At 64.0% G+C, this 18,629-nt stretch carries 27 protein-coding genes; 23 read left to right on the forward strand and 4 right to left on the reverse strand.

The window, feature by feature from the left end:
• Positions 1-46: 46 nt before the first annotated feature.
• Together ACHL_RS20155 and ACHL_RS20160 are read right to left on the reverse strand one after the other, a co-directional pair.
• On the reverse strand, positions 47-586 hold the full coding sequence (locus ACHL_RS20155; RefSeq protein ID WP_139187314.1) for a DUF732 domain-containing protein: 540 nt from the start codon (positions 584-586) through the stop codon (positions 47-49).
• A gap of 74 nt (positions 587-660) precedes the next feature.
• Positions 661-1,125: a hypothetical protein gene (locus tag ACHL_RS20160; RefSeq protein ID WP_012622959.1), complete on the reverse strand. Its 465-nt coding sequence runs from the start codon at positions 1,123-1,125 to the stop codon at positions 661-663.
• Between the two features lie 107 nt (positions 1,126-1,232).
• Between ACHL_RS20160 and ACHL_RS20165 the strand changes: the two genes are divergently transcribed.
• The gene (locus ACHL_RS20165) at positions 1,233-1,988 is read left to right on the forward strand and encodes an SDR family NAD(P)-dependent oxidoreductase (RefSeq protein ID WP_012622960.1); all 756 of its coding nucleotides are present in this window, start codon (positions 1,233-1,235) and stop codon (positions 1,986-1,988) included.
• A gap of 4 nt (positions 1,989-1,992) precedes the next feature.
• Here the strand turns inward: ACHL_RS20165 and ACHL_RS20170 are convergent, their stop codons facing one another.
• The gene (locus ACHL_RS20170; protein ID WP_012622961.1) at positions 1,993-2,937 is read right to left on the reverse strand and encodes a ribonuclease H family protein; all 945 of its coding nucleotides are present in this window, start codon (positions 2,935-2,937) and stop codon (positions 1,993-1,995) included.
• Between the two features lie 101 nt (positions 2,938-3,038).
• Here ACHL_RS20170 and ACHL_RS20175 point away from each other — a divergent pair, with 101 nt between their 5' ends.
• Together ACHL_RS20175 and ACHL_RS23510 are read left to right on the forward strand one after the other, a co-directional pair.
• A complete protein-coding gene (locus ACHL_RS20175; protein ID WP_012622962.1) occupies positions 3,039-3,710 on the forward strand; it encodes a hypothetical protein in 672 nt (223 codons plus the stop codon).
• A gap of 100 nt (positions 3,711-3,810) precedes the next feature.
• A complete protein-coding gene (locus tag ACHL_RS23510; RefSeq protein WP_012622963.1) occupies positions 3,811-4,851 on the forward strand; it encodes an ATP-grasp domain-containing protein in 1,041 nt (346 codons plus the stop codon).
• Here ACHL_RS23510 and ACHL_RS20185 read toward each other — a convergent pair.
• Positions 4,848-5,168, reverse strand: a complete 321-nt coding sequence (locus ACHL_RS20185) for a histone-like nucleoid-structuring protein Lsr2 (protein ID WP_043795004.1) — start codon at positions 5,166-5,168, stop codon at positions 4,848-4,850. The two genes, ACHL_RS23510 and ACHL_RS20185, sit on opposite strands and share 4 nt — an antisense overlap.
• Positions 5,169-5,533: 365 nt before the next feature.
• Between ACHL_RS20185 and ACHL_RS20190 the strand changes: the two genes are divergently transcribed.
• From ACHL_RS20190 to ACHL_RS20280, 20 genes are all read left to right on the forward strand, one after another.
• Positions 5,534-5,890, forward strand: a complete 357-nt coding sequence (locus ACHL_RS20190; RefSeq protein WP_012622965.1) for a hypothetical protein — start codon at positions 5,534-5,536, stop codon at positions 5,888-5,890.
• 156 nt (positions 5,891-6,046) lie between these two features.
• Complete coding sequence (locus ACHL_RS20195) at positions 6,047-6,946, forward strand: ABC transporter ATP-binding protein (protein ID WP_050767217.1); 900 nt, start codon at positions 6,047-6,049, stop codon at positions 6,944-6,946.
• Positions 6,946-8,166: an ABC transporter permease gene (locus ACHL_RS20200; protein ID WP_012622967.1), complete on the forward strand. Its 1,221-nt coding sequence runs from the start codon at positions 6,946-6,948 to the stop codon at positions 8,164-8,166. The genes ACHL_RS20195 and ACHL_RS20200 overlap by 1 nt, the downstream gene beginning before the upstream one ends.
• Before the next feature lie 100 nt (positions 8,167-8,266).
• On the forward strand, positions 8,267-9,088 hold the full coding sequence (locus ACHL_RS20205; protein ID WP_012622968.1) for a hypothetical protein: 822 nt from the start codon (positions 8,267-8,269) through the stop codon (positions 9,086-9,088).
• The gene (locus ACHL_RS20210) at positions 9,085-9,861 is read left to right on the forward strand and encodes a hypothetical protein (protein WP_012622969.1); all 777 of its coding nucleotides are present in this window, start codon (positions 9,085-9,087) and stop codon (positions 9,859-9,861) included. Before ACHL_RS20205 ends, ACHL_RS20210 begins: the two co-directional genes overlap by 4 nt.
• 64 nt (positions 9,862-9,925) lie before the next feature.
• Positions 9,926-10,384 (forward strand): hypothetical protein, encoded by a 459-nt coding sequence (locus tag ACHL_RS20215; protein ID WP_167534796.1) that lies wholly within the window; start codon positions 9,926-9,928, stop codon positions 10,382-10,384.
• Positions 10,384-10,809: a hypothetical protein gene (locus ACHL_RS20220; protein WP_012622971.1), complete on the forward strand. Its 426-nt coding sequence runs from the start codon at positions 10,384-10,386 to the stop codon at positions 10,807-10,809. Before ACHL_RS20215 ends, ACHL_RS20220 begins: the two co-directional genes overlap by 1 nt.
• Complete coding sequence (locus tag ACHL_RS20225) at positions 10,806-11,627, forward strand: hypothetical protein (RefSeq protein ID WP_012622972.1); 822 nt, start codon at positions 10,806-10,808, stop codon at positions 11,625-11,627. Before ACHL_RS20220 ends, ACHL_RS20225 begins: the two co-directional genes overlap by 4 nt.
• Positions 11,628-11,736: 109 nt before the next feature.
• Positions 11,737-12,546, forward strand: a complete 810-nt coding sequence (locus tag ACHL_RS20230; RefSeq protein ID WP_012622973.1) for a hypothetical protein — start codon at positions 11,737-11,739, stop codon at positions 12,544-12,546.
• Between the two features lie 117 nt (positions 12,547-12,663).
• Positions 12,664-12,942 carry a preprotein translocase subunit SecE gene (gene secE, locus ACHL_RS20235; RefSeq protein ID WP_012622974.1) on the forward strand — a complete coding sequence of 93 codons (279 nt, stop codon included), beginning with the start codon at positions 12,664-12,666 and terminating at the stop codon, positions 12,940-12,942.
• Positions 12,943-13,031: 89 nt separating this feature from the next.
• Positions 13,032-13,931, forward strand: a complete 900-nt coding sequence (locus tag ACHL_RS20240; RefSeq protein WP_012622975.1) for a hypothetical protein — start codon at positions 13,032-13,034, stop codon at positions 13,929-13,931.
• Positions 13,932-14,036: 105 nt separating this feature from the next.
• Positions 14,037-14,786: a Bax inhibitor-1/YccA family protein gene (locus ACHL_RS20245; RefSeq protein ID WP_012622976.1), complete on the forward strand. Its 750-nt coding sequence runs from the start codon at positions 14,037-14,039 to the stop codon at positions 14,784-14,786.
• A gap of 137 nt (positions 14,787-14,923) precedes the next feature.
• Positions 14,924-15,169 carry a hypothetical protein gene (locus ACHL_RS20250; RefSeq protein WP_012622977.1) on the forward strand — a complete coding sequence of 82 codons (246 nt, stop codon included), beginning with the start codon at positions 14,924-14,926 and terminating at the stop codon, positions 15,167-15,169.
• A gap of 3 nt (positions 15,170-15,172) precedes the next feature.
• Positions 15,173-15,505, forward strand: coding sequence for a hypothetical protein (locus ACHL_RS20255; protein WP_012622978.1), 333 nt, complete (start codon positions 15,173-15,175; stop codon positions 15,503-15,505).
• A gap of 74 nt (positions 15,506-15,579) precedes the next feature.
• Entirely contained in the window at positions 15,580-15,930 is a 351-nt protein-coding gene (locus ACHL_RS20260) for a hypothetical protein (RefSeq protein ID WP_043795008.1), read from the forward strand.
• Positions 15,931-16,168: 238 nt separating this feature from the next.
• Positions 16,169-16,597, forward strand: a complete 429-nt coding sequence (locus ACHL_RS24570; RefSeq protein ID WP_208858444.1) for a hypothetical protein — start codon at positions 16,169-16,171, stop codon at positions 16,595-16,597.
• Positions 16,598-16,703: 106 nt separating this feature from the next.
• The gene (locus tag ACHL_RS20270) at positions 16,704-17,174 is read left to right on the forward strand and encodes a hypothetical protein (RefSeq protein WP_012622981.1); all 471 of its coding nucleotides are present in this window, start codon (positions 16,704-16,706) and stop codon (positions 17,172-17,174) included.
• A 4-nt stretch (positions 17,175-17,178) separates the two neighbouring features.
• Positions 17,179-17,331: a hypothetical protein gene (locus tag ACHL_RS24320; protein WP_012622982.1), complete on the forward strand. Its 153-nt coding sequence runs from the start codon at positions 17,179-17,181 to the stop codon at positions 17,329-17,331.
• 8 nt (positions 17,332-17,339) lie between these two features.
• Positions 17,340-17,816 (forward strand): dUTP diphosphatase, encoded by a 477-nt coding sequence (dut, locus tag ACHL_RS20275; protein ID WP_012622983.1) that lies wholly within the window; start codon positions 17,340-17,342, stop codon positions 17,814-17,816.
• Between the two features lie 371 nt (positions 17,817-18,187).
• Complete coding sequence (locus ACHL_RS20280; RefSeq protein ID WP_012622984.1) at positions 18,188-18,607, forward strand: hypothetical protein; 420 nt, start codon at positions 18,188-18,190, stop codon at positions 18,605-18,607.
• The last annotated feature ends 22 nt before the right edge of the window (positions 18,608-18,629 follow it).

Genomic DNA, 18,629 nt, shown 5'->3' on the forward strand with positions numbered 1-18,629 from the left:
AATGGCCCGGGATTCCCGGGCCATTCTTGTCGTGCTTCGTGACTGACTAGCTCCGGAGGATGTCCATGAGTTCGTCGGAAAGGGCCGGGCAGTAGTTTTCGGCACCGGTCACCACCAGGTAGGCAACGTCTCTTCCCATCTCCTTGGTGAGTTCGCCGGTCTGAACAGAATTCGCCAGGCTCTCCTGGTGCTCGACGATCTCGCTCTTTGTCGTGCCGTTGGCGACATCGGCGCAGATGTTCTGCGCCAGGACGATCATCATGTCGTCGTCGTAGGGGGCCAAGGTGGTCGTGTTCTCCCGGATATGGGCGACGAAAGACTGGTCTGATACCTTCCCGTCCTGGTAGTCCCACATCGTCTTGCTCGACGTGGTATCCGTGCTGCCCTCCGTATCGGTGGACCCGTTGGAGGTCTCCGATCTCCCAGCGGTGCTGTCCAGCCCGGCCTCGGCGCGGGCGGGGGCTGACGGCGTCGATTCGGCGGTGACCGTAACGGTGGGCGACGGAGCGGCCTGGGGGAGAATGCTGCAACCGGCGGTCATGGCGATAGCCGCTGCGGCGAGGGAAAGGGTGGCGAGCTTCTTCATATCGTCCTTGAATTTGGCGGGTGTGTCACCCGGAAACATGCGTAGAGCAACGCTCCGGGCAGGGCCTGCCAGACTTAGGCGAGGGCTTTCGTGAGGGTCGCTTCCAGGTCCGGGCAGTAGTTCCTGGTCCCGACCTTCAGAACATTGGTCAGATCGCGGCTGACATCAGCACTGAGGCCCTCTTCCGAGCCTGTTGCTGACATGATCGCCTGCTTCAGCAGGGCCGCCTTGCCGGCGTTGCCGTTTGCAAGCGACGCGCAAGTGAGCTGGGAGATGATAACGAGCTTGTCGTTCTCGAATCCCTTGAGGGCAGTCGTTCCTTTCCGCGCCTCGGTATAGAACACCTTGTCCTTCATGGCGGGCGTCTGGAAGTCCCAGATGGTCTTATTGGGCGTGGGTCCTTCCGTGGACCCGCTGCCGTCATACTGGGACGTCGGAAGAGGTGGTGCAGAGGGCTCGGCCGGGGTGCCGGGAGCCGTGCAGCCAGCGGTGAGGACGAGGGCGGCCGCGGCCACGGCGAGGGTTGCGAACTTTTTCATCGTGTCCTTGGAGGTCCGGGGATGTCGTCTACACCGTGGAACATGCGTAGGTTTGCCGGTACCGGCAGCCGTTTTGCGTGCCTGCAAACAACGGGCAGGATGGGCTAATGACCACCGCACTTATCACCGGCGCCACCTCAGGGCTTGGCGCCGGGTTCGCCAGGCAGCTGGCCGCACGCGGCTACGACATTGTCCTCGTCGGCAGGAACCTTGCCCGCTTGGAGCAGGGCGCCCATGAGATCGCCTCCGCATACCCTGTCCGGACAGAAGTATTGGCCGCCGACCTGCTCACCGAGGATGGAACGGCTGCGGTTGTGGCCCGTCTTGAAGCAGGGCAGAATCCGGTGATGCTATTGGTCAACAATGCAGGTTTCGGCCTCAAAGGCTGGTTCACCGACAACACGGTCCAGGAGGAACGGGAGCAACTGCGGATCCTGGTCCAGGCGCCTATGGAGCTCGCATACGCAGCGATCACCGCCATGCAGAAACGGGGCTTCGGGCGAATCATCAATGTGGCCAGCACGGCCGGCTTCACGCCACGGGGAACGTATTCCGCGGCGAAGGCGTGGGTCATCAACTTCAGCCGCTGGGCCAACGCACACTACGGCCCGCTGGGAATCCCCGTGACGGCAGTCTGCCCGGGTTTCGTTCGCACTGAATTCCACGACCGGATGGGCGCCGACACCTCCGGAATCAAGGACTGGATGTGGCTGGACGTGGACCGGGTCGTCCGCGAAGGGCTGCGCGACGCGTTTGCCGGTAAAGGGGTGTCAATCCCGACCAAGCGGTACAAGGTCCTGTCGGTGATCTCGGCGAACCTGCCCGATGCGCTGGCCGCGAAGCTCTCGGCTCGGGGACGCTGAAGGGCTAGGCTGCGACCTGTGAAACCAGCTCATCCCGCAGGTCACGGAACATCCTGGTTCCGACCTCACTGGTGACACCGAATTCACGGTTCCGGCGCGCGAGGACAGCCAGCCGGTCGGCGGCCTCGTTGGCTTCATTCCCCTGGTGTCCTTTCACCCAGCGGAACTGGACCGGCATGCTGCCGATCTCGTCCAGAATGCGCCTGGCCAGCTTGACCTGATCGATGGTGCATCCGGCCGGGTGCCGGTCGGCTCCAAGGGTTTTCAGCAGCCGCAGGGCTGCCCGTGAGTCGGATTGAATGATGACGGTCCCCTGCCCCTGGGCGGGGACCGGATGCCGGCTGATGACGGACTGCAGGCCCCAGCGGATGGCAAGCAGTTCCCCGCTCAGGATGTCCCCGCAGCGGCTCACATCGGCCGTCTTCTGCCCGACTGACAGCACGGTGCCGTCGTCGGTGGCAATGATCCAGCCGAGGCCGGCGACCTGGCCTCCATTGGCGATGGACGCGTCGGTGCTGACCACCATGCTGCGGGCATCCGGGTTGAGTCGGACTTCTGTGCTGACCGGAATGGCTTCGATGGCCTTGAGTACGGCTGTGCGGTGGTCACAGAGAGCCGTCGTCTCGGAGAGCAGAACGTTCGGCACACTGTTGATCATGGCGGCGATGGCTTTGCGGACCAGAATGTTGGAAACGTCCAGGACCACGTACTGACGAGTGGCTGCGACTTCGAGGACCGCGGAGAAGGCGGCCAGAACCGATTCGGTGCGGGTCGCGCTGAAGGACTCTTGCGGCTGGACCTGTCCGGTGCGGATACCCAGGCTGCCGTCGTCTTCGAGCACGCCGATACCCCACTGGCCCACCTGGTCAAGGATCCTGACATGGAGGATGACATCTGTGGGGGCGCCTGGCACGGCGCCTGCGGCAATGATTTCGGGTGCGGCGGGCATGGGGTTCTTTCGGCTCAAATGGCGCGGCGCGATGCCGCCTCTCACCTCATGTGTGCGGCAAATTCACCCAGAGTGCCCGCCAGCGTGAAGACCGTCTACGCATGTTCATCTATATGGACTTGACGCGTGATCTTTTGAAGCTGGAGACCTCCTTCAGCCGGAACTTCTACAACGGCGATTCCCTCGATGCCGTGCGTCAGCAGAAGTCGGACGGGTACTTCCTTTTGACGGCCCCGCACGCGACCAACCGGTGGCAGGACGGCCGCCGGAAGTTCGCCGACCAGTACACCGGTTCGGTTGTGCAGCTGCTTGGAACCACCGCCGGACAGAGCTGGCTGGCAACCGACGGGATCGCCTCGGACTGGACGTACTGGGATGAGCGCAATGACGCATTCAAACTCGCCCTGGACAGTCTGCTCGACGAAGGAAAGTACCTCGTCAACATCGTGGGCGTCAGCGCCCGCCACGGGGCGGACCTCTATGTTGGGCTCGGCAGCGACCCCCGCGAAGAGGAGCTCGAGATGGCAGAGATGATCGAGGACACCTTCGGAGACTTCCAAGTGGTGGCCGGCGGCCAGTTCAACGCCCTCAGCCCCAAGTCGGTCCGGACATACGCCCGCTCCACAGGCAGCGGCGGCATCCAGCTGGAGCTCGCGCCGAGCATGCGTGACCCGCTGGCGCATCCGGACACGGCGGGGGAGTTCGTGCTCCGGTTCTCGGAGCTGCTGGCGACCCGGTCGGCCCGCTGCATGGACAAGGAGCTGGTCGCCTAAGACGGGCCGCTCTTCAGTTGGCCGGCCGCGGGCTTCCGGTGCATTGCGTTGTGCCTGCGTCCGCACACATGGGGGACAACTACTGCCCCCTGGAGGAACTATGTCCTGGCTTGTCAGCATCGTTGACCGGGCCGACCCCGAGTCCCGCCCCGCGCCTGCTGCCGTTGAGGCCCGCAAGACACAGCTGCTCTCCCTCTGGTCCCGTTATGTCCGTCCCGTCACCGGGTGCGGGGACGGTGACTTCGAGGACTTCTACGAGCAGGCTGTCCGGCTCGAAGCGGCCCTGGGCTCGTTCGGCGCCGACAACGTCTGGCTGCAGCTTTCCTCGAACCGGGAGACGGCTGTGAACGCCGGGACAGGGGAACGCCGCCGGGCATCGGACCTGGACCATCTGCCCCTGTACGGCACCCAGCCCAGCCGCCGCCATGAGGATGTCGATATGGAGCAGGCACGTTTGGCGGCCAGCTACTACCGCTACGGCGCGTTCCTGGCCCGTGCCGGCCGCCGCGTCGAGGTCTGCGGATTCTTGCCGGACGATCCTTCGGCAAGAGACCTTGGCGATGTCCTCGCCGGGTTCGCCGCTGACGGCATCCGCCGTGCTTTCCTGAAGACGACCCGGGTCAAGTACGCAGCATTCCCCGTGGACCTGCCCGAAGGATTCGCCAGGGAAGACGCTGGACAAGTCGTGTACGGCGAACTGGACTTCGGGGCGATGAGCCTGGAGGGCGGCACTGAGAACATCATCGCCCAGGAGTTCGTGCCCATGCACTACGAATACCGGGTCTTCGTCGTCGGCCAGACGGCGGTGACCGCTGCCGGGTGCATCGAGGAGTTCACGCCCCTGGATAACAACGGCTACCGCTTCGACAACAAGCTGCGCCGTAACCGGCAGGACAAATCAGCTGTCGAAGTGGAACCTGCGGTGGCAGGGATCCTCACTGGTTTCGCCCGCAACGCCGTGGATGCTCTGGCGGTAGAGGTACCAGGCTTGACGGACTACGTTATCGACGTCGCACTGGACGCCGAGGGCAAGCCCCTGATTGTCGAACTGAATTCCCTGCTCAACAGCGGGCTCTATGCCAGCCAGCCGGTCCGGGTCACGGAAGCGATGGCCGGCAGGGAGAGGGAGCTGGTGCTCTAGTTCGCTGCCAGGTACTGCTGCACGATTGAATCAGCGACGCGGCCGCGCGGGTTGACGTCCAGGCCCTGTGCCATAGCCCAGGAACGGACAGCCTTGGGGTCCGGACCGCCGGTGCGGACCTGGGATGCGCTTTGCTTCCGGCCGCCGGCGCGGCGCGCCTTCTCCGCGAACGGGGCCAGCGATGACCGCAGCGCCTCAGCATTCTCGTCGCTGAGCTCCATCTCGTAGGAGGCGCCATCCAGGGCGAAGGAGACGGTCTGGGTCGCGACGGAGCCGTCGAGGTCATCGATGAGTTCGATCATTACTTTTTGAGCCACCCGAAGAGGCTACCACCGGCCCTGACCTGCACTTTTGTCACACGCGGCAGGTCACCGCTCCGTCATGATGGACAGCAGCCGCCATCCTTCCGGAACCTGCGCCTTCAGCGCGTCACGGGCGTCCTCTTAACTCTCGCCTTCAGCCCTGATTTCCCGCTTCTCTGTAGGGCTCATGACGCCCACGACTTTGACCATGCACCCATCGTAGGGTGCCGTGGAGCGGCAACAGGGCATTCCCGGTTTGCTGTGGGGCACCTCACGGCGCGGTGCTCCCCGGTTCGGCGTGTCGAAGCCCGGGAGGCTGCGGCGGCTGCCGAACCGGGGAAGCATGTGTGTATCCAGATACAAATTAAGAAGGAGGAATTATGATCACCCATCTCGTCCCTCAAGGAAAAGGAACTCGACCAGCTTGTGGAGTGGATCGGGCCTTCGGATCGGACATCACCTCGCTCAAAAACTATGTCACTTGCAACAAGTGCAGAGGGACAAAGTTGTTCCTCGAAGCTGAGAGCGGTCTTGAACCCGTACATACTTCTGCCCTCCACTACCTCGGGATAGCGCTCCGAGCTAACGAAGCATCTATCCAAGAAGCCGTTGAAGAAAACAAAGAGATAGATGACCCTGGCGAGTGGGAACGCCTGGCTGAGGAGCGAGACCAGCTACTTATATCCATCGCCACCTTGAAGGCTCTCCAGTCAGTTGAACTTATGGTCCAAAAATAGAAGTCGAGATAGAGGAACATGCTCCCGGATCTTTTGGACGGGCAGCTGCGGGGCCTGCGCCGCACACATGAGCTGAAGACCTGTTCCCCGTAGAAAGCAGACTCCGTGACCATCACCCCGACACTCGACCCGGCAGTCGCCGTGTCCGGGTTCCGAATGGCCTTCGGAACCCGCGCCGTCATCGAGGACCTCTCCTTCGAGGTCGGCCGCGGCGAAACGTTTGGCTTCCTTGGCAGCAACGGCTCCGGTAAAACCACGACGATCCGCGCACTCCTGGGCATCTATCAGGCCACCGCTGGCACCCTGCACATCAACGGCAAGCCTTTCCGCCCGGAAGAAGGCCGTACGCTCGGTTACCTTCCCGAAGAACGCGGGCTCTACAAGAAGGACCCCGTCATCGACGTGATGACCTACTTCGGGGAACTCAAAGGCCTGTCCCGGAAAGCAGCCCGCAGCTGGTCCCTGGACTTCCTGGAGCGCGTGAACCTGGCCGACAAGGCCAAGACCCGCCTGGACAAGCTTTCCGGCGGCCAGCAACAGAAAGTCCAGCTGGGCGTCACCATCATGAGCAGGCCGGGCCTGCTGATCCTGGACGAACCCACCAAGGGCTTCGACCCGGTGAACCGCCGGCTCCTCATGGACATCATCGCCGAGCAGAAACGCGACGGCGCCACCGTCATCATGGTCACCCACCAGATGGACGAGGTCGAACATCTCTGCGACCGGATCCTGCTGCTCAAAGACGGCAAAGCCGAGGCCTACGGAACCATCGCCGAGGTACAGGACCAGTACGGAACCCGCACAGCCACGGTCGTCTACACCGGAACGCTCCCCGACGACCCGGCCTACACGCCCCTCATGATCCGGCCGACCGGCGTCCCGGGGGAGTCTTATGCCCACCTGGCACTGGCTGACTCCATCGACAGCGCCGGGCTCCTGCGCCATCTGGTCAGCCTCGGCGTGCCAGTCAACTCATTCACCACATCCAAGACATCCCTGGAAGACATCTTCCTGAGCGTATACGGGACCAGCCAGACACTGGAAGGAGCCCTCTGATGGCTCGCCACAACCTCCGCACCGTCGTGCGTTTCGAATTCCTGAGGACCCTGAAGAAGAAGAGCTTCTGGGCCACCACACTGGCAGTACCGGTTCTCATGGCCATTGTCTTCGCCCTGGTCGGATTCAGCGGCGAAAGCGCCAGCAAATCGGTCTCCGCGCAGCAGGACGCCACCATCTCCTTCCTGTACCTGGACGAATCCGGGCTGGTCTCGGAGAAGCTGGGCGAGAAGTCCGGAGGCACTGCTGTCACAGACCGGCAGGCAGGTATCGACGCCGTACGCTCCGGCAGTTCGGAAGCGTTCATCTACATTCCCGCTGCACCGTCCAAGGATGAGATCGAGGTTTACGGCGAGGACCGCGGGATCTTCGAGAGCGGCGTCTACAGCGCAGTGGCCACCAAAATGATCGCCGCGGCCGTCAAGGACAAAATCGGCTCGCCGGAGCTCACCGCACTGGCCGCCGGCGACGCCTCCTACTCCGAAACCATGTTCAAGGACGGGCAAGTGTCCGGCGGCCTGCTCGAAGCGGTCCCGCCGCTGCTGTTTCTGGTTTTGTTCTACCTGGCGATCCTGTTCCTTGGTGGCCAGATACTGAACAGCACCGTGGAAGAGAAGGAAAACAGGGTCACCGAGATGATCCTGACGACCATGAATCCCACAACACTGATCGTCGGCAAGATCATCGCGATCGTAGGCACCGGCCTCGTGCAGATGTTCACGGTGGCCACACCGGCCGTGGCCGGCTTCCTGATCCTTGCCGGTACGGGCGCCCTCCCCGGGGTTTCCCTGGCAGCAATGGTCCCGGAACCCTCCACCATGATCATCGGTTCGCTGCTGTTGGTCGGTGGCTTCGTCCTCTTCGCCAGCGCCCTGGTCGCGCTGGGTGCGGTCATGCCGACCGCCAAGGACGCCAACGGCCTGTTCGGTTCCATCGTCATCATGATGTTCGTGCCGCTGTACGCCCTGCCGCTCATCATGAGCGATCCCGACTCCCTCGTGGTCCGGGTCTTCACCTACTTCCCGTTCTCTGCACCCGTGACCGCCATGCTCCGCAACGGTCTCGGTTCCCTGGGCGGAGCGGAAGCTTCCATTGTCGTCGCCGAGCTGTTCATCCTCGGTGCTGTGGTGCTCGCCGTGGCCGTGAAGCTGTTCCGTCACGGCAGCCTGCAGTACACCTCCAGGGTCGAGCTCAGGAGCCTGCTGCCCACCAGGGCCTAAGGCGAACGGGCCCGGCTGGTACCTCTCCCGGCCGGGCCTTTTTGCGCGCAAAAACCCTTACTTTGCGCACTTTTCAGGGTTTGCCGCACACATGTAAGGCATGACAGATAACACCGCACGGCAGCCCAAGGGCATCCCCGTGGGCGGCCAGTTCGCCGCCACCGCCCACGCAGAACCCGCACTCAACCTCACCCCTCGACGCGCAGAGCTGGACGGCTGGCCGGAGGCGCTGCCTGAGCCAGAGGTGGACGTCACTGTCGGCGACGACAACGCCGTCACCACCACGGTGAGCATCGAGGGTGTGCCTGTCCTGGAGGTGTGGCACGAAGACGACGATGTCAATGACACTGACGCCACAGTCTTCGAGAGCGAATGGCTGGAGGACGAGCCGCTTGCTGAAGCGGCCGAACAGTGGGCCCGCGGCAAGCACAGCGAAATCGCCCGGGAACTGCGCACCGAGATGCATGCGGCCGTCGAACGCTCCCGCGCCCGCGTCCTGGCAAAGGCCACAGGCGTAAAGGCCGCGGCCACCGACGACGAGCTGTCCGCACTGATCGAAAACACCTCGACGGCAACGTCAAAGGCCAACCGCGATCTGGAACTGGCCAGCACAGCACTTGCCTCGCGGTACATCTTGGAAGAGCACCCGGAAGCCGTCACCGCGCACATTCAGACGGCCTCCTGGGACAACGGGGTGTTCGTTGATGGCGCCACCGTCAAGGACGAGGCAGGGACTGAGCTGGCCAGTTACTCCGATGAAGAATCGACCGGCGGCGGAGTCGCCGAACTCCTGGTCAACCTCAGCTCCGAGGCATCCAACTCAAACTGGGCGGACGCGTTCTCGGTTGGCAGTTACGGAGACGAGCTCTACACCATTGACCTGCGCAAGGCCGCGTCCTGGGCACCCGGAGATGACGCATGAGCACCAACCGCCAGCCGCAGGGCATTCCCACTGGCGGACAGTTCGCTGCTGCCCGCCACGGTGAGCCGGCTGTCGGACTCCGCGGTGATCTGCACGTGGACAAGGAAGCGGCCACGTACTTCGCCGACCAGGTCGAGTCCATCCAGCAGGAAGGGCTCGAAGGCGCCCTCTCGGCGCACGGCGGGAAGCTGACGTTCACCTCCAACGACGGCCGTACCTTCCACATCCACCAGGACGGCCACACCGACGAGGACGGCAATCCGGGCTGGGCCATCGACAACCACGACGTCGCAGATCCCGGCGACCCCGTGTATGGGATCCGCTACGAGTCCCGGACCGAGAACCTTGGCGAAGACCTCGCCGCCGCCCTGGCCGATGCTGACGCCATCGAAGCCTTCACCTTGAACGCAGGCAGCGAACAGTATGACTTCCGCAGCTACGACGTCATCGACGGCGAATCCGCCACCTCTAGCGCCTGCTTTATGGATGCCACGGACGGGTTCGACCTGACCATCGACTTTGACCACGACACCGGCGTCCTGCGGGTGGATCGAAACGGTGAAACACTCACCGGCGCCGAGTCCGACGATGCCCTCCGGGACCTGGTGCAAAGCGTCGACATTGACGCACCCGACGGCTCCCCGACGGGGCAGATGGCCTGGCATATGGAACGGTCCTTCCGGATCGCCGCGGCCAAGCACGACAGCCCCGCCTGGATGCACCCCTACCGCACAGCAGGACTCACCTGGGAGGACCGCAATGACGGCCGATAACCGACAGCCCAAAGGAATCCCCGCGGGAGGCCAGTTCGCCGCCTCCACCCACGAGGAGCCGGGTGTGACTCTCGCACCCGCCCGCCGGCCCGAGCTTGAAGGGTGGCCGGCCACCCTCCCGGAACCTGCAGTGAGCTTCCGGGTTGACGACTTCGGTCAGATCATCACGACCGCCACGGACCCGTCAGGGGACTGGATCGACGTCTGGGAAAAGGACGACGGCAGCGGCGGTTACGGCGGACATGCCCTCGGCGAGTGGGAGGGCGCTGACGATGACGACATCGAGCAGGCTCAGAACTGGCTGACCGGACGCCACAAAGTCATCGTTGCCGCCGTTCGTGAAGCAGAGAAGGCCGCTGTCGAGCAGGCACGGTCCGGGATCCTTGCCGCAGCTGTGGGGGAGACGAAGCCGGCCACCGAGCCAGATCCGACCAGCGCTGAGGAGCGGCCCTGCACCGACGGGCCCTGGTGCGCCGCTCCGCGGGGCAAGCACGTCGACGGCTGCGAAATGGGGAGCTTCTGATGAGCACGGACCGCCAGCCCCGGGGCATCCCAGTCGGTGGCCAGTTCGCTGCGGCCACCCGCACGGAGCCGGCCGTGAGCCTGCGCACCTACCGGGACGAGGAGCACCGCCTGGAACGGAACGCCGTCGAGGCGATCTACACCGCCGGCCGGGGCCGCGGCCGCAACCGGCACGGCAACATCGACCGGATCACCGAAGCGTACGACGCCGCCGGCGCCTACGTGGACTCCCTCGGCGAAGCGCGGAACGTCCCGGAAGCCGACGCCCGGCAGGCATTCCAGGAGCTCCGGGAGGAGTTCGAAGCCGACAAGGACTCCCTGGACGACAAGACGCTCCGGGACCGCAAATTCGAGGTAGCCGGGCAGGCGAACTGGGTCGTCGAATACCGCTCCAGCTCCTACAACAACCAAGGACAGACACCATGACCACCGAAAACACCGCACGCCAACCCAAAGGCGTCCCCGTCGGCGGCCAGTTCGCCGCCACCGCCCACGCCGAACCGGCCGTCAGCCTGGCCCCACCTGCCCCGCAGGATGTCCTCCGCTCCAGCCTCACGGCGGCGGCCGAAAAGAACGAGGCGCTCCTGCAGTCCGAATGGGCCCAAGACGTCTGGGCCAAGTACCCGCACGCTTCCTTCGCCGACGTCCACATCGCCGGCAGCGGCAAGGAGGGCCTCTCGACCGCGGGCGTGGACCTCTACGACGCGGAAGGAATCCAGATCGACCTGGATTTCGACGACGAAGCAAACCTGGAGGAGTCATTCGATGTGAGGTGGGGCCTCGGCACCCACCGCGATGACGCCCGCGTGGTGGCAAACCTCGGCCCCTACTCGACGGCCTTCAGCCTGGACTCCATCAAGGAACGCTGGGACGAGATGGCATCGTCTCCGGAGCCCCTCACCGACCCGTTCGCGCACCTGACCGGCATGGACCGCGCCCGCGCCCAGTCCGAGTTCGCGCAGCAGCTCAACCGCGAGGCCACCGCCGCTTACGTTGAGGACCTGTCCGCGAAGCTGCTCGCCATCAACCCGGAATTCTCCCGGCTTTACGTGAACCGCAACGCCGACGTCGAGACCGGTCTGACCTTCACCCTGGACCATGTCGAGGACATCCACGGCAACCACGGCGACGTCGACCTGATGGAGCTGCAAGACCACGGCTTCCAGGACATCCACCTCGACCCGCACGTGGATTATCAAGAGGCCGGCGACAGGCTCTACATCAACCTCGACCCCGGGAACTAAGCAGTAACGCCGGGGAAAGCCCGCCTTACGTTCATCTGAGCGGAGGCGGTCTTTTTGCGTTCCCAGCCGCACACATGCAGGTGACAGGACAACCCAGCGAAGGAAGATCATGAGCGAGAACCGCCAACCCAAAGGCATCCCTGCAGGAGGCCAGTTCGCCCCCGAAACCCACACTGAACCGGACGTCGACCTCCAGGCGCCTGCCCCCTCGGGCCTGACTGTCATCGACGGGGCTGAGAATGAGGTCGCCTGGGACACCCCTGAAGACCAGGGCCGCTACCTGGAAGCCGCCTACTTCATGGAAGAGGCCGGCATCGAAGGCACCGTGAAGCCGCTCTATACGAAGTACCGAAGCGAGGACGGACTGGACGCGCTCATCCTGCAGGTCGACGGCCGCAGAATGACCGTCCACCATGTCGGAACCGAGAAACCGTCCATCTCCTACGGCGATGACGAGGACGACGCCTGGACGTTCCGGATGGAAGCCGGTGACGGATCCCGGAAGAACGAACACGAGATCCTTCACGATCTCGTGGTCAGCGCCCGGCACGACGCCGCCTGCCAGGAGGCCTGGCGCCGGGACCCCAGCGGAGAGACGTTCCAGTACGGTGACGACGCGAACGTCCGCGACTTCGGGGTCCGGTACGCCAATAACGGCGACAGAATCATCACCGTGGACATCGACAACGGCGGCCGGCAGTGGGAGCTGCTCCAGCGGGGCGATGGCGACGTCCATGTGTTCGTCTCCGGCACCGAGGTGTCGCTCCCGCACATCCAACTGGACGCGCTGGCGTACGAGTTCGACGAGGACCACATCGAAGGCACCGGGGACATCCGCTGGAAGTTCATGATGAAGGACGCCGCGGAGCGTGCAGCTAAAGAACCCGGCTACAACCCTCGGGGCATCAATCGTCCATAGCGGACCAACCAGCGACTGCGGCACCTCGGGGACCTTTGCTTGGGGTGCCGCACACATGTTCCCGGAGTAACGTCCACCTGCCCAAGGGCGGAACCGACCTAAGCAAGGAACAACGTAATGACCCAGACCCTGACTCATAGGGAAAGGCCCCTCTCCGGGCCGCAAGCACCGGCCGCTAAAGAGAAGAAGGGCTTCTTCGGCACCATCTTCCTGTTCCTCCGGCAGGTCATCGGGGAGCTGCGCAAAGTTGTCACCCCGACCCGCAAAGAACTCTTCCGCTACACCGTGACCGTTGTGGCGTTTGTCGCCTTCATGATCCTGTTCGTCACCCTGGTGGACCTTGGCTTCGGCTCACTGTCCCGGCTCATCTTCACGGGCCCTATCGGCGACAACTGACCCCGAAGCTCCTAAGACGCCTCCGCACTTGAGCGGGGGCGTCTTTTTGCGTGTATCGCATTGGCAGGCCAGCCGCACACAACACAGGCATGACCACACCAACAGCCCGTCAGCCACGGGGCATTCCCGCCGGCGGCCAGTTCGCCGCCACCACCCGTACCGAGCCCTCCCTCATCCTCAGCGCTCCAGTCGTCGCCCCGGAATACGTTGAGCACCGCTTGGCGGAACTGGGCCTGGGCGCGCATCTAAGCGTGGACCAGATCAACGAAGTCTCAACGCTCCTGAACGACTCGAAGGACTTCACCGACCGCAACATCCAGATAGTTGCCGATGACCTCCATCTCCGTGCGCACGGGTACTCAGCCAGCCAGGCCAGGGACGCCCAGGAGGGTTTGAGCATGCTCCGCGCAGCCGGACTGAATGAGCAGGCGGACGCGCTGGAAGCTGTAACCGACGCGAGGCTCGCCAACGCCCGAGGTGCCGCAGCCCACGAATACAGTGGACACGCCCGCCACGCCAGCGATCCTGTGCTGGCAGACGGCAAGACCGTACCGGTGCCCGCCGACGACCCGCGCGTCCAGGCTGGGGAAGTATTCGACCGCGTCGCGGCCGAGGGCAATGTTTTCGCCCGTGCAAGCACGGTGGATTCCCCGCACGACACTCAGGCCATCCGCTTCCAGGCGAACCGCCCGCTCAGCGACGAGGAAGCCTATGCCCTCTCCGGCGTCGTCGGCTACGCCAACCGTGCGGCCATCGGCGGTGAACCATTGGATGACCCGCAGCGCGGCCCTGCCCGAGACACGCCCTATTCCTTTATCGCCCGCATCGACACCAACAAGGGCCGCCAGGGTGACTTCGAAAAGTTCGAGAGCATGATCCCGGACATCATCTCGAACGGATCCGCACCCCGCAGCACCAAGGGTGGCACGCGCGCCATCGAACCGTTCGCCGACCAGGACCTCAAGCTCGAGATCTACTACGCCGAATAGCCGCGGGCAGCCGCCCTTGGGTTGCCGCACACATAACTCGTTGCACAACCGCCGGGCAGGCTTCTCAAACCGGCCAGCGGTCCCTGTCATCCAGAATGGAGAACCTTGAGTAACCCCGTCTTCAACAAGAAGAGGAACAGCACACGACCCGGAGCCTTCGGCACCGCAGAAGTGGCACCCGCAGGCGCGATGACCTACGACGACGTCATCATGAAGACCCTGTTCTGCATAGCGGCACTCGTCGCTGCGGGCGCCGTCGGTTGGGCCATTCCCGGGCTGGGTGTCATCGGTGCCCTCGTGGCCTTCGTCCTGGCCATGGTGAACATCTTCAAGAAGAAGCCTTCACCGGTTCTGATCCTGGCGTATTCCGCTTTTGAGGGTCTGGCACTGGGCGGCGTCTCGGCCATCTTTGAGGCACGGTGCGAAGGGATCGTCATCCAGGCGGTCCTGGCCACAGTGTCCGTTTTCGCCGCAACCCTGGCGGTCTTCAAGTTCGGCAACGTCCGGGCCACGCCGAAAATGATGAAGATGCTGCTGGTGGCCATGTTCGGTTACCTGATCTACAGCCTCATCAACATTGGGCTGGTTGCTTTCGGGGTGGTCACCACGCCGTTCGGATTGAACGGCATGAACATCCCGGGAACATCGATACCCATCGGCGTTGCCGTCGGCATCATCGTGGTCATCATGGCGGCCTTCAACTTCATCGTGGACTTCACCGTCATCGAGGAAGACGTGAAGGCCGGTGCCCCGCAGATTGAATCATGGCGCAACGCTTTCGGGCTGATGCTGACCATCGTCTGGCTCTACCTTGAGCTGCTGCGGCTGATCGCCCTGCTCAGGGGCGACGACTAACAGCACCACAGAACGGCCCGTCTGCACTCCGCAGGCGGGCCGTTTGCCTTGCGTCAGGACCTGGGCGGAGCTGTCGAGGGTTCTCTAAAAGGCCGCACACATAGGAGGCAGCGAAACCGATCCAGAAGGAGCCTGACATGAACACCTACCGCCGCCCGCCAGCCAAGCCCTGCAACCCCTACCCGGCCGGCAAGGCAACGCCGCTGGCACTGACGGTCAACGACCTCTCGGTGCTCGTCATCGCCCGCCGTCTCCACGACGAAAAGTGCTCCGAGCGGGACGTCTGCGGCCGCCGGGACGGTCACGCCCTGGACAGCTTTGAAGCGGCAATTCGCAAGACCCTCGGCGCTCTCGTCGAAGCCCACGTCGCGCAGGAGATCTAGGCCATGACACTGCACCTCGTGCCCGACGCAACCCCCGCCGCACCCGAAGAGCTGCCCCTCTGTAAGGGCTGCAAGGCCCCTATCCGCCCCCACGGGACCACCGAGTCCGAGCACCCCGGATCCGTCCCGAGTTGGGGCGACAACCAATGCCGGGTCTGCGACTACCTGGCCTGCGGCAGGGACCCGGAAGACCGCTTTATCTCGATCGAACGCGTCGGATACCTGACAAGCGTCCGAGCCGACATCGAATCTGACCGTCAGCGACGCGGCATCCCCGCCCGCGGCAGCCTTGCCGGACGTATCCCCCTCACCGAATTCCTCGACCAGATCAGTTAAGAAAGAGCACTACCGTGAGTACCGCCCCAGAAACCCCGAAAGCACTTTGCCCGTGCGAACAATGCAAAAGGCCCATGCGGCCGCGCGGCGTCCTGCTCAAGGAGATGCCAGGAACCATGGCGTGGGGACACTCCGGCAAGTGCAAGTCCTGCATCCAGCCGAACAAGGCCACCGACCGCAAAAAGACAGCGAAGCCGGTCGAAGTCCCTGCCGCCGCCCCGCAGGAAGGAGAGGAAGAAGAGGATCGCCCTGACTTCTACCTGGCGGACGCCATCTCCGGTCTGAACGCCTTCCTGGCAGCACGACGGCGGCGTCTCGGTACCAGGCCCGCCCTGCCGGTCGCCTCCCTGTCCCCGGCAGGGAGCCGCCGCCGCCCCGCACAGGCGCGGCCAGCCGCACCACGACCCCAGAAGAAAGCAGCATGAGCAACCACCACGCCAATGCCAGACGGACTGCCACCACGCGCTCGGATGGCGCCACCTGCATCCCGATCGGAGACAAACGATGAGCTCCTACCATCTGGGCCGTTCCTGGCCCGGGCATGGCACCCCCGTGGAGGACAACTGTCCGTGCCCCAAGATGCCGTGCGGGCTCGTAGAGGACACGAACTTGCATCCGGACTGCGACCAGCACCCGTTCCAGCACGCCAAGACAATGCGCAGCATGCACCCAGCAGACCAGTGCCCGGAAATATCCGACAGCGGCTGGGCTGACCTGCAGCTGCGGAAACTGGACCCCGTCATCGCCTACATGGAGGCAACCGATGAGGACGCCTGGCGCGTGGACACCGTCCGCTCCGCCGACGGCACGACCAACTGCTTCTTCGGGCACCTCTTCAACATGGGAGGCAACGACGCCCGCGGCAACGAACTGTGGAACGGGTTCGAGAACCTGTGGGCTTCGACCTACATGATCTATCCGATCAACGACGGAACCGACTCCCGCTACCCGCAGCCGACCCCGAAACAGCGCATCCTGGCGTACCTCCGGGACCTGAACACCGGAGCGGCCAAGGCCGTCCCGCAGCTCATGGAGGAAGAATTCGCCTACCATCTGGCCCAGGAGAAGGAGATGGGCGCCCGGACCATCTGAGCCGGTCTTCAGCGGGGACCACAGCCACGGTTGCCGCACACATCAGTGCCGTCAACTCCGGTCCCGCATAGGACTGGTACTCGCACACTCACGCCGGGAAGGAACCATGACGGCTGCACGCTACGCCCAAGGCACCACCGTGGACAGCTCCGCGTCCCGGGCAGAGATCGAACGCACGCTCACCCGCTACGGCGCGACGTCCTTCATGTACGGCTGGCAGGGAAACCGGGCCGCCCTGGCGTTCACCGCCAACGACCGTCAGATCCGGTTCATCCTGCCCCTGCCGGACCGGAACGAGCGTCGGTTCACGCATACGCCCGCCAAGAACTCCAAGCGCACCCCCGAAGCCGCGGAGAAGGAATACGAGGCCGCTGTCAGGCAGTCCTGGCGGGCACTGAACCTGGTCGTAAAAGCCAAGCTGGAAGCCGTCGCGGCAGGCATCGTGAGCTTCGAAGCGGAGTTCCTGGCCCACATCGTCCTGCCGAACGGCCGGACGGTGTTTGAAGAAACCGAAGCGGGAATCGAGCTCGCGTACAGCACCGGAACCGTCAAGCCGCTCCTGGAAATCGAAGGATAATCAGATGCTGACCAACGGACGAAGCTGCGCAGTCGACGGGCTCACCATGAACGGCTGCTCATGCCACAACACCCCCAACAGCCGCCGGAAAGCCAAGAAGAGCGCCAAGGCCAAAGAAAAGAAAGCCGCGCTGCGCCATGAACGCAACGCCAACTGAAAGCAGACATGACGACCGAAACCCTTGCCCCCAAGACCACTCTGAACGTCGAACTGAAGATACTCGACGACGGTATCGAAGCCCCGTCCTACGCCCAGCCTGGCGACGCCGGCGCCGACCTGCGCACCACGGTCGATTTCACCCTGGAACCAGGGGAACGCAAACTTGTTCCCACCGGCGTTGCTGTCGCCCTGCCGTTCGGCACCGTCGGGCTCATCCACCCGCGGTCCGGCCTCGCGGCCAAGCACGGCATCACCGTCGTGAACGCCCCCGGCACCATCGACGCCGGATACCGGGGAGAGATCTCCGTCTGCCTCCTGAACACTGACAAGGCCAAGACGATGGAGTTCAAGCGAGGCGACAGGATCGCCCAGTTCGTCATCCAGCGGATCGAGATCGCCTCGTTCATCCAGGTTGAGGCCCTCTCCGAATCGGTTCGCGGGACGGGCGGATTCGGCTCAACCGGAGGCTTCACCGCCAGCTAAAAAGACTCTGAACTGCGAATACTCCGCATTCCACGGGCAGAGAGTTAGCCACTGACCGCTTGCCAAAGTGTCGGATGGTGCTGCTAATGTGTGGAACGCAGCACGTCAGGAAAGACCGTAGGGTGGCCTGACAAGCCTTGAATCAAACATATGCAGCAGCCGACTACCTAGCGGAAAAGGTCTGCCTCTGCGAAGAAGCCCCGGAACCTCGAACGTTCCGGGGTTTCTTTGCGTCCAGGGGCAAGCCCCTCCGACTTCTGTGTGTACGGCCCGCCAGCGTTTCGATCAGTGGTGAGGGCGTTCCGGATTCCCGCACACATTGGCAGTACCGGCAGGGAGCCGGGAACGCCGATAACGGAGGACCGAACACCATGGCTGCTTTCAACCTGGACGAACTGCTCAACGACAGGGACCCGATCACGTACTCCCAGGGACACCCCGGCGCCGGCACCCCGCAGGCCCTCTTCGGCCAGGACCACTTCACCGGCCCGGAGCTGGCCATGTTTGACAAGACGTACCGCGGCACCGACCTCTACACCACCTACAGCGTTGGCGGCTGGGAAGCCGGGAACTTCCACCGGGTCATCTGCAAGGGACCGCTGGTCGAAGGACCGCACGCCTGGATGAGCGCCAACGCCACCGTCCTCACCGCCCACAAGCAGGAACGCCGTGAACAGATCCTCGTCGCCGAGGGTGACACGCTCATCCTGCGGGGCACCGAATACGCCATCAGCAAGGACCGCTCCGGGTGCATCAAGCTGACCCCGACCACGGTTTCGGCCGAGGCGTAAGCACAGCGAAGCCCCGGCGCGA

The sequence above is a fragment of the Pseudarthrobacter chlorophenolicus A6 genome (genome assembly GCF_000022025.1).
Lineage (GTDB): Bacteria > Actinomycetota > Actinomycetes > Actinomycetales > Micrococcaceae > Arthrobacter > Arthrobacter chlorophenolicus.

Excerpts from the sequence above, each read along its gene's own strand:
- ACHL_RS20250 (WP_012622977.1), top strand. The coding sequence starts at position 14,924 with ATGAACACCTACCGCCGCCCGCCAGCCAAGCCCTGCAACCCCTACCCG.
- ACHL_RS20255 (WP_012622978.1), top strand. The coding sequence starts at position 15,173 with ATGACACTGCACCTCGTGCCCGACGCAACCCCCGCCGCACCCGAAGAG.
- ACHL_RS20175 (WP_012622962.1), top strand. The coding sequence starts at position 3,039 with ATGTTCATCTATATGGACTTGACGCGTGATCTTTTGAAGCTGGAGACC.
- ACHL_RS24570 (WP_208858444.1), top strand. The coding sequence starts at position 16,169 with ATGCACCCAGCAGACCAGTGCCCGGAAATATCCGACAGCGGCTGGGCT.
- ACHL_RS20260 (WP_043795008.1), top strand. The coding sequence starts at position 15,580 with ATGCGGCCGCGCGGCGTCCTGCTCAAGGAGATGCCAGGAACCATGGCG.
- ACHL_RS20280 (WP_012622984.1), top strand. The coding sequence starts at position 18,188 with ATGGCTGCTTTCAACCTGGACGAACTGCTCAACGACAGGGACCCGATC.
- ACHL_RS20190 (WP_012622965.1), top strand. The coding sequence starts at position 5,534 with ATGATCACCCATCTCGTCCCTCAAGGAAAAGGAACTCGACCAGCTTGT.
- ACHL_RS20200 (WP_012622967.1), top strand. The coding sequence starts at position 6,946 with ATGGCTCGCCACAACCTCCGCACCGTCGTGCGTTTCGAATTCCTGAGG.
- ACHL_RS20225 (WP_012622972.1), top strand. The coding sequence starts at position 10,806 with ATGACCACCGAAAACACCGCACGCCAACCCAAAGGCGTCCCCGTCGGC.
- secE (WP_012622974.1), top strand. The coding sequence starts at position 12,664 with ATGACCCAGACCCTGACTCATAGGGAAAGGCCCCTCTCCGGGCCGCAA.
- ACHL_RS23510 (WP_012622963.1), top strand. The coding sequence starts at position 3,811 with ATGTCCTGGCTTGTCAGCATCGTTGACCGGGCCGACCCCGAGTCCCGC.
- ACHL_RS20240 (WP_012622975.1), top strand. The coding sequence starts at position 13,032 with ATGACCACACCAACAGCCCGTCAGCCACGGGGCATTCCCGCCGGCGGC.
- ACHL_RS20220 (WP_012622971.1), top strand. The coding sequence starts at position 10,384 with ATGAGCACGGACCGCCAGCCCCGGGGCATCCCAGTCGGTGGCCAGTTC.
- ACHL_RS20270 (WP_012622981.1), top strand. The coding sequence starts at position 16,704 with ATGACGGCTGCACGCTACGCCCAAGGCACCACCGTGGACAGCTCCGCG.
- ACHL_RS20195 (WP_050767217.1), top strand. The coding sequence starts at position 6,047 with ATGGCCTTCGGAACCCGCGCCGTCATCGAGGACCTCTCCTTCGAGGTC.
- ACHL_RS20165 (WP_012622960.1), top strand. The coding sequence starts at position 1,233 with ATGACCACCGCACTTATCACCGGCGCCACCTCAGGGCTTGGCGCCGGG.
- ACHL_RS20170 (WP_012622961.1), bottom strand. The coding sequence starts at position 2,937 with ATGCCCGCCGCACCCGAAATCATTGCCGCAGGCGCCGTGCCAGGCGCC.
- ACHL_RS20230 (WP_012622973.1), top strand. The coding sequence starts at position 11,737 with ATGAGCGAGAACCGCCAACCCAAAGGCATCCCTGCAGGAGGCCAGTTC.
- ACHL_RS20210 (WP_012622969.1), top strand. The coding sequence starts at position 9,085 with ATGAGCACCAACCGCCAGCCGCAGGGCATTCCCACTGGCGGACAGTTC.
- ACHL_RS20160 (WP_012622959.1), bottom strand. The coding sequence starts at position 1,125 with ATGAAAAAGTTCGCAACCCTCGCCGTGGCCGCGGCCGCCCTCGTCCTC.
- ACHL_RS24320 (WP_012622982.1), top strand. The coding sequence starts at position 17,179 with ATGCTGACCAACGGACGAAGCTGCGCAGTCGACGGGCTCACCATGAAC.
- dut (WP_012622983.1), top strand. The coding sequence starts at position 17,340 with ATGACGACCGAAACCCTTGCCCCCAAGACCACTCTGAACGTCGAACTG.
- ACHL_RS20155 (WP_139187314.1), bottom strand. The coding sequence starts at position 586 with ATGAAGAAGCTCGCCACCCTTTCCCTCGCCGCAGCGGCTATCGCCATG.
- ACHL_RS20205 (WP_012622968.1), top strand. The coding sequence starts at position 8,267 with ATGACAGATAACACCGCACGGCAGCCCAAGGGCATCCCCGTGGGCGGC.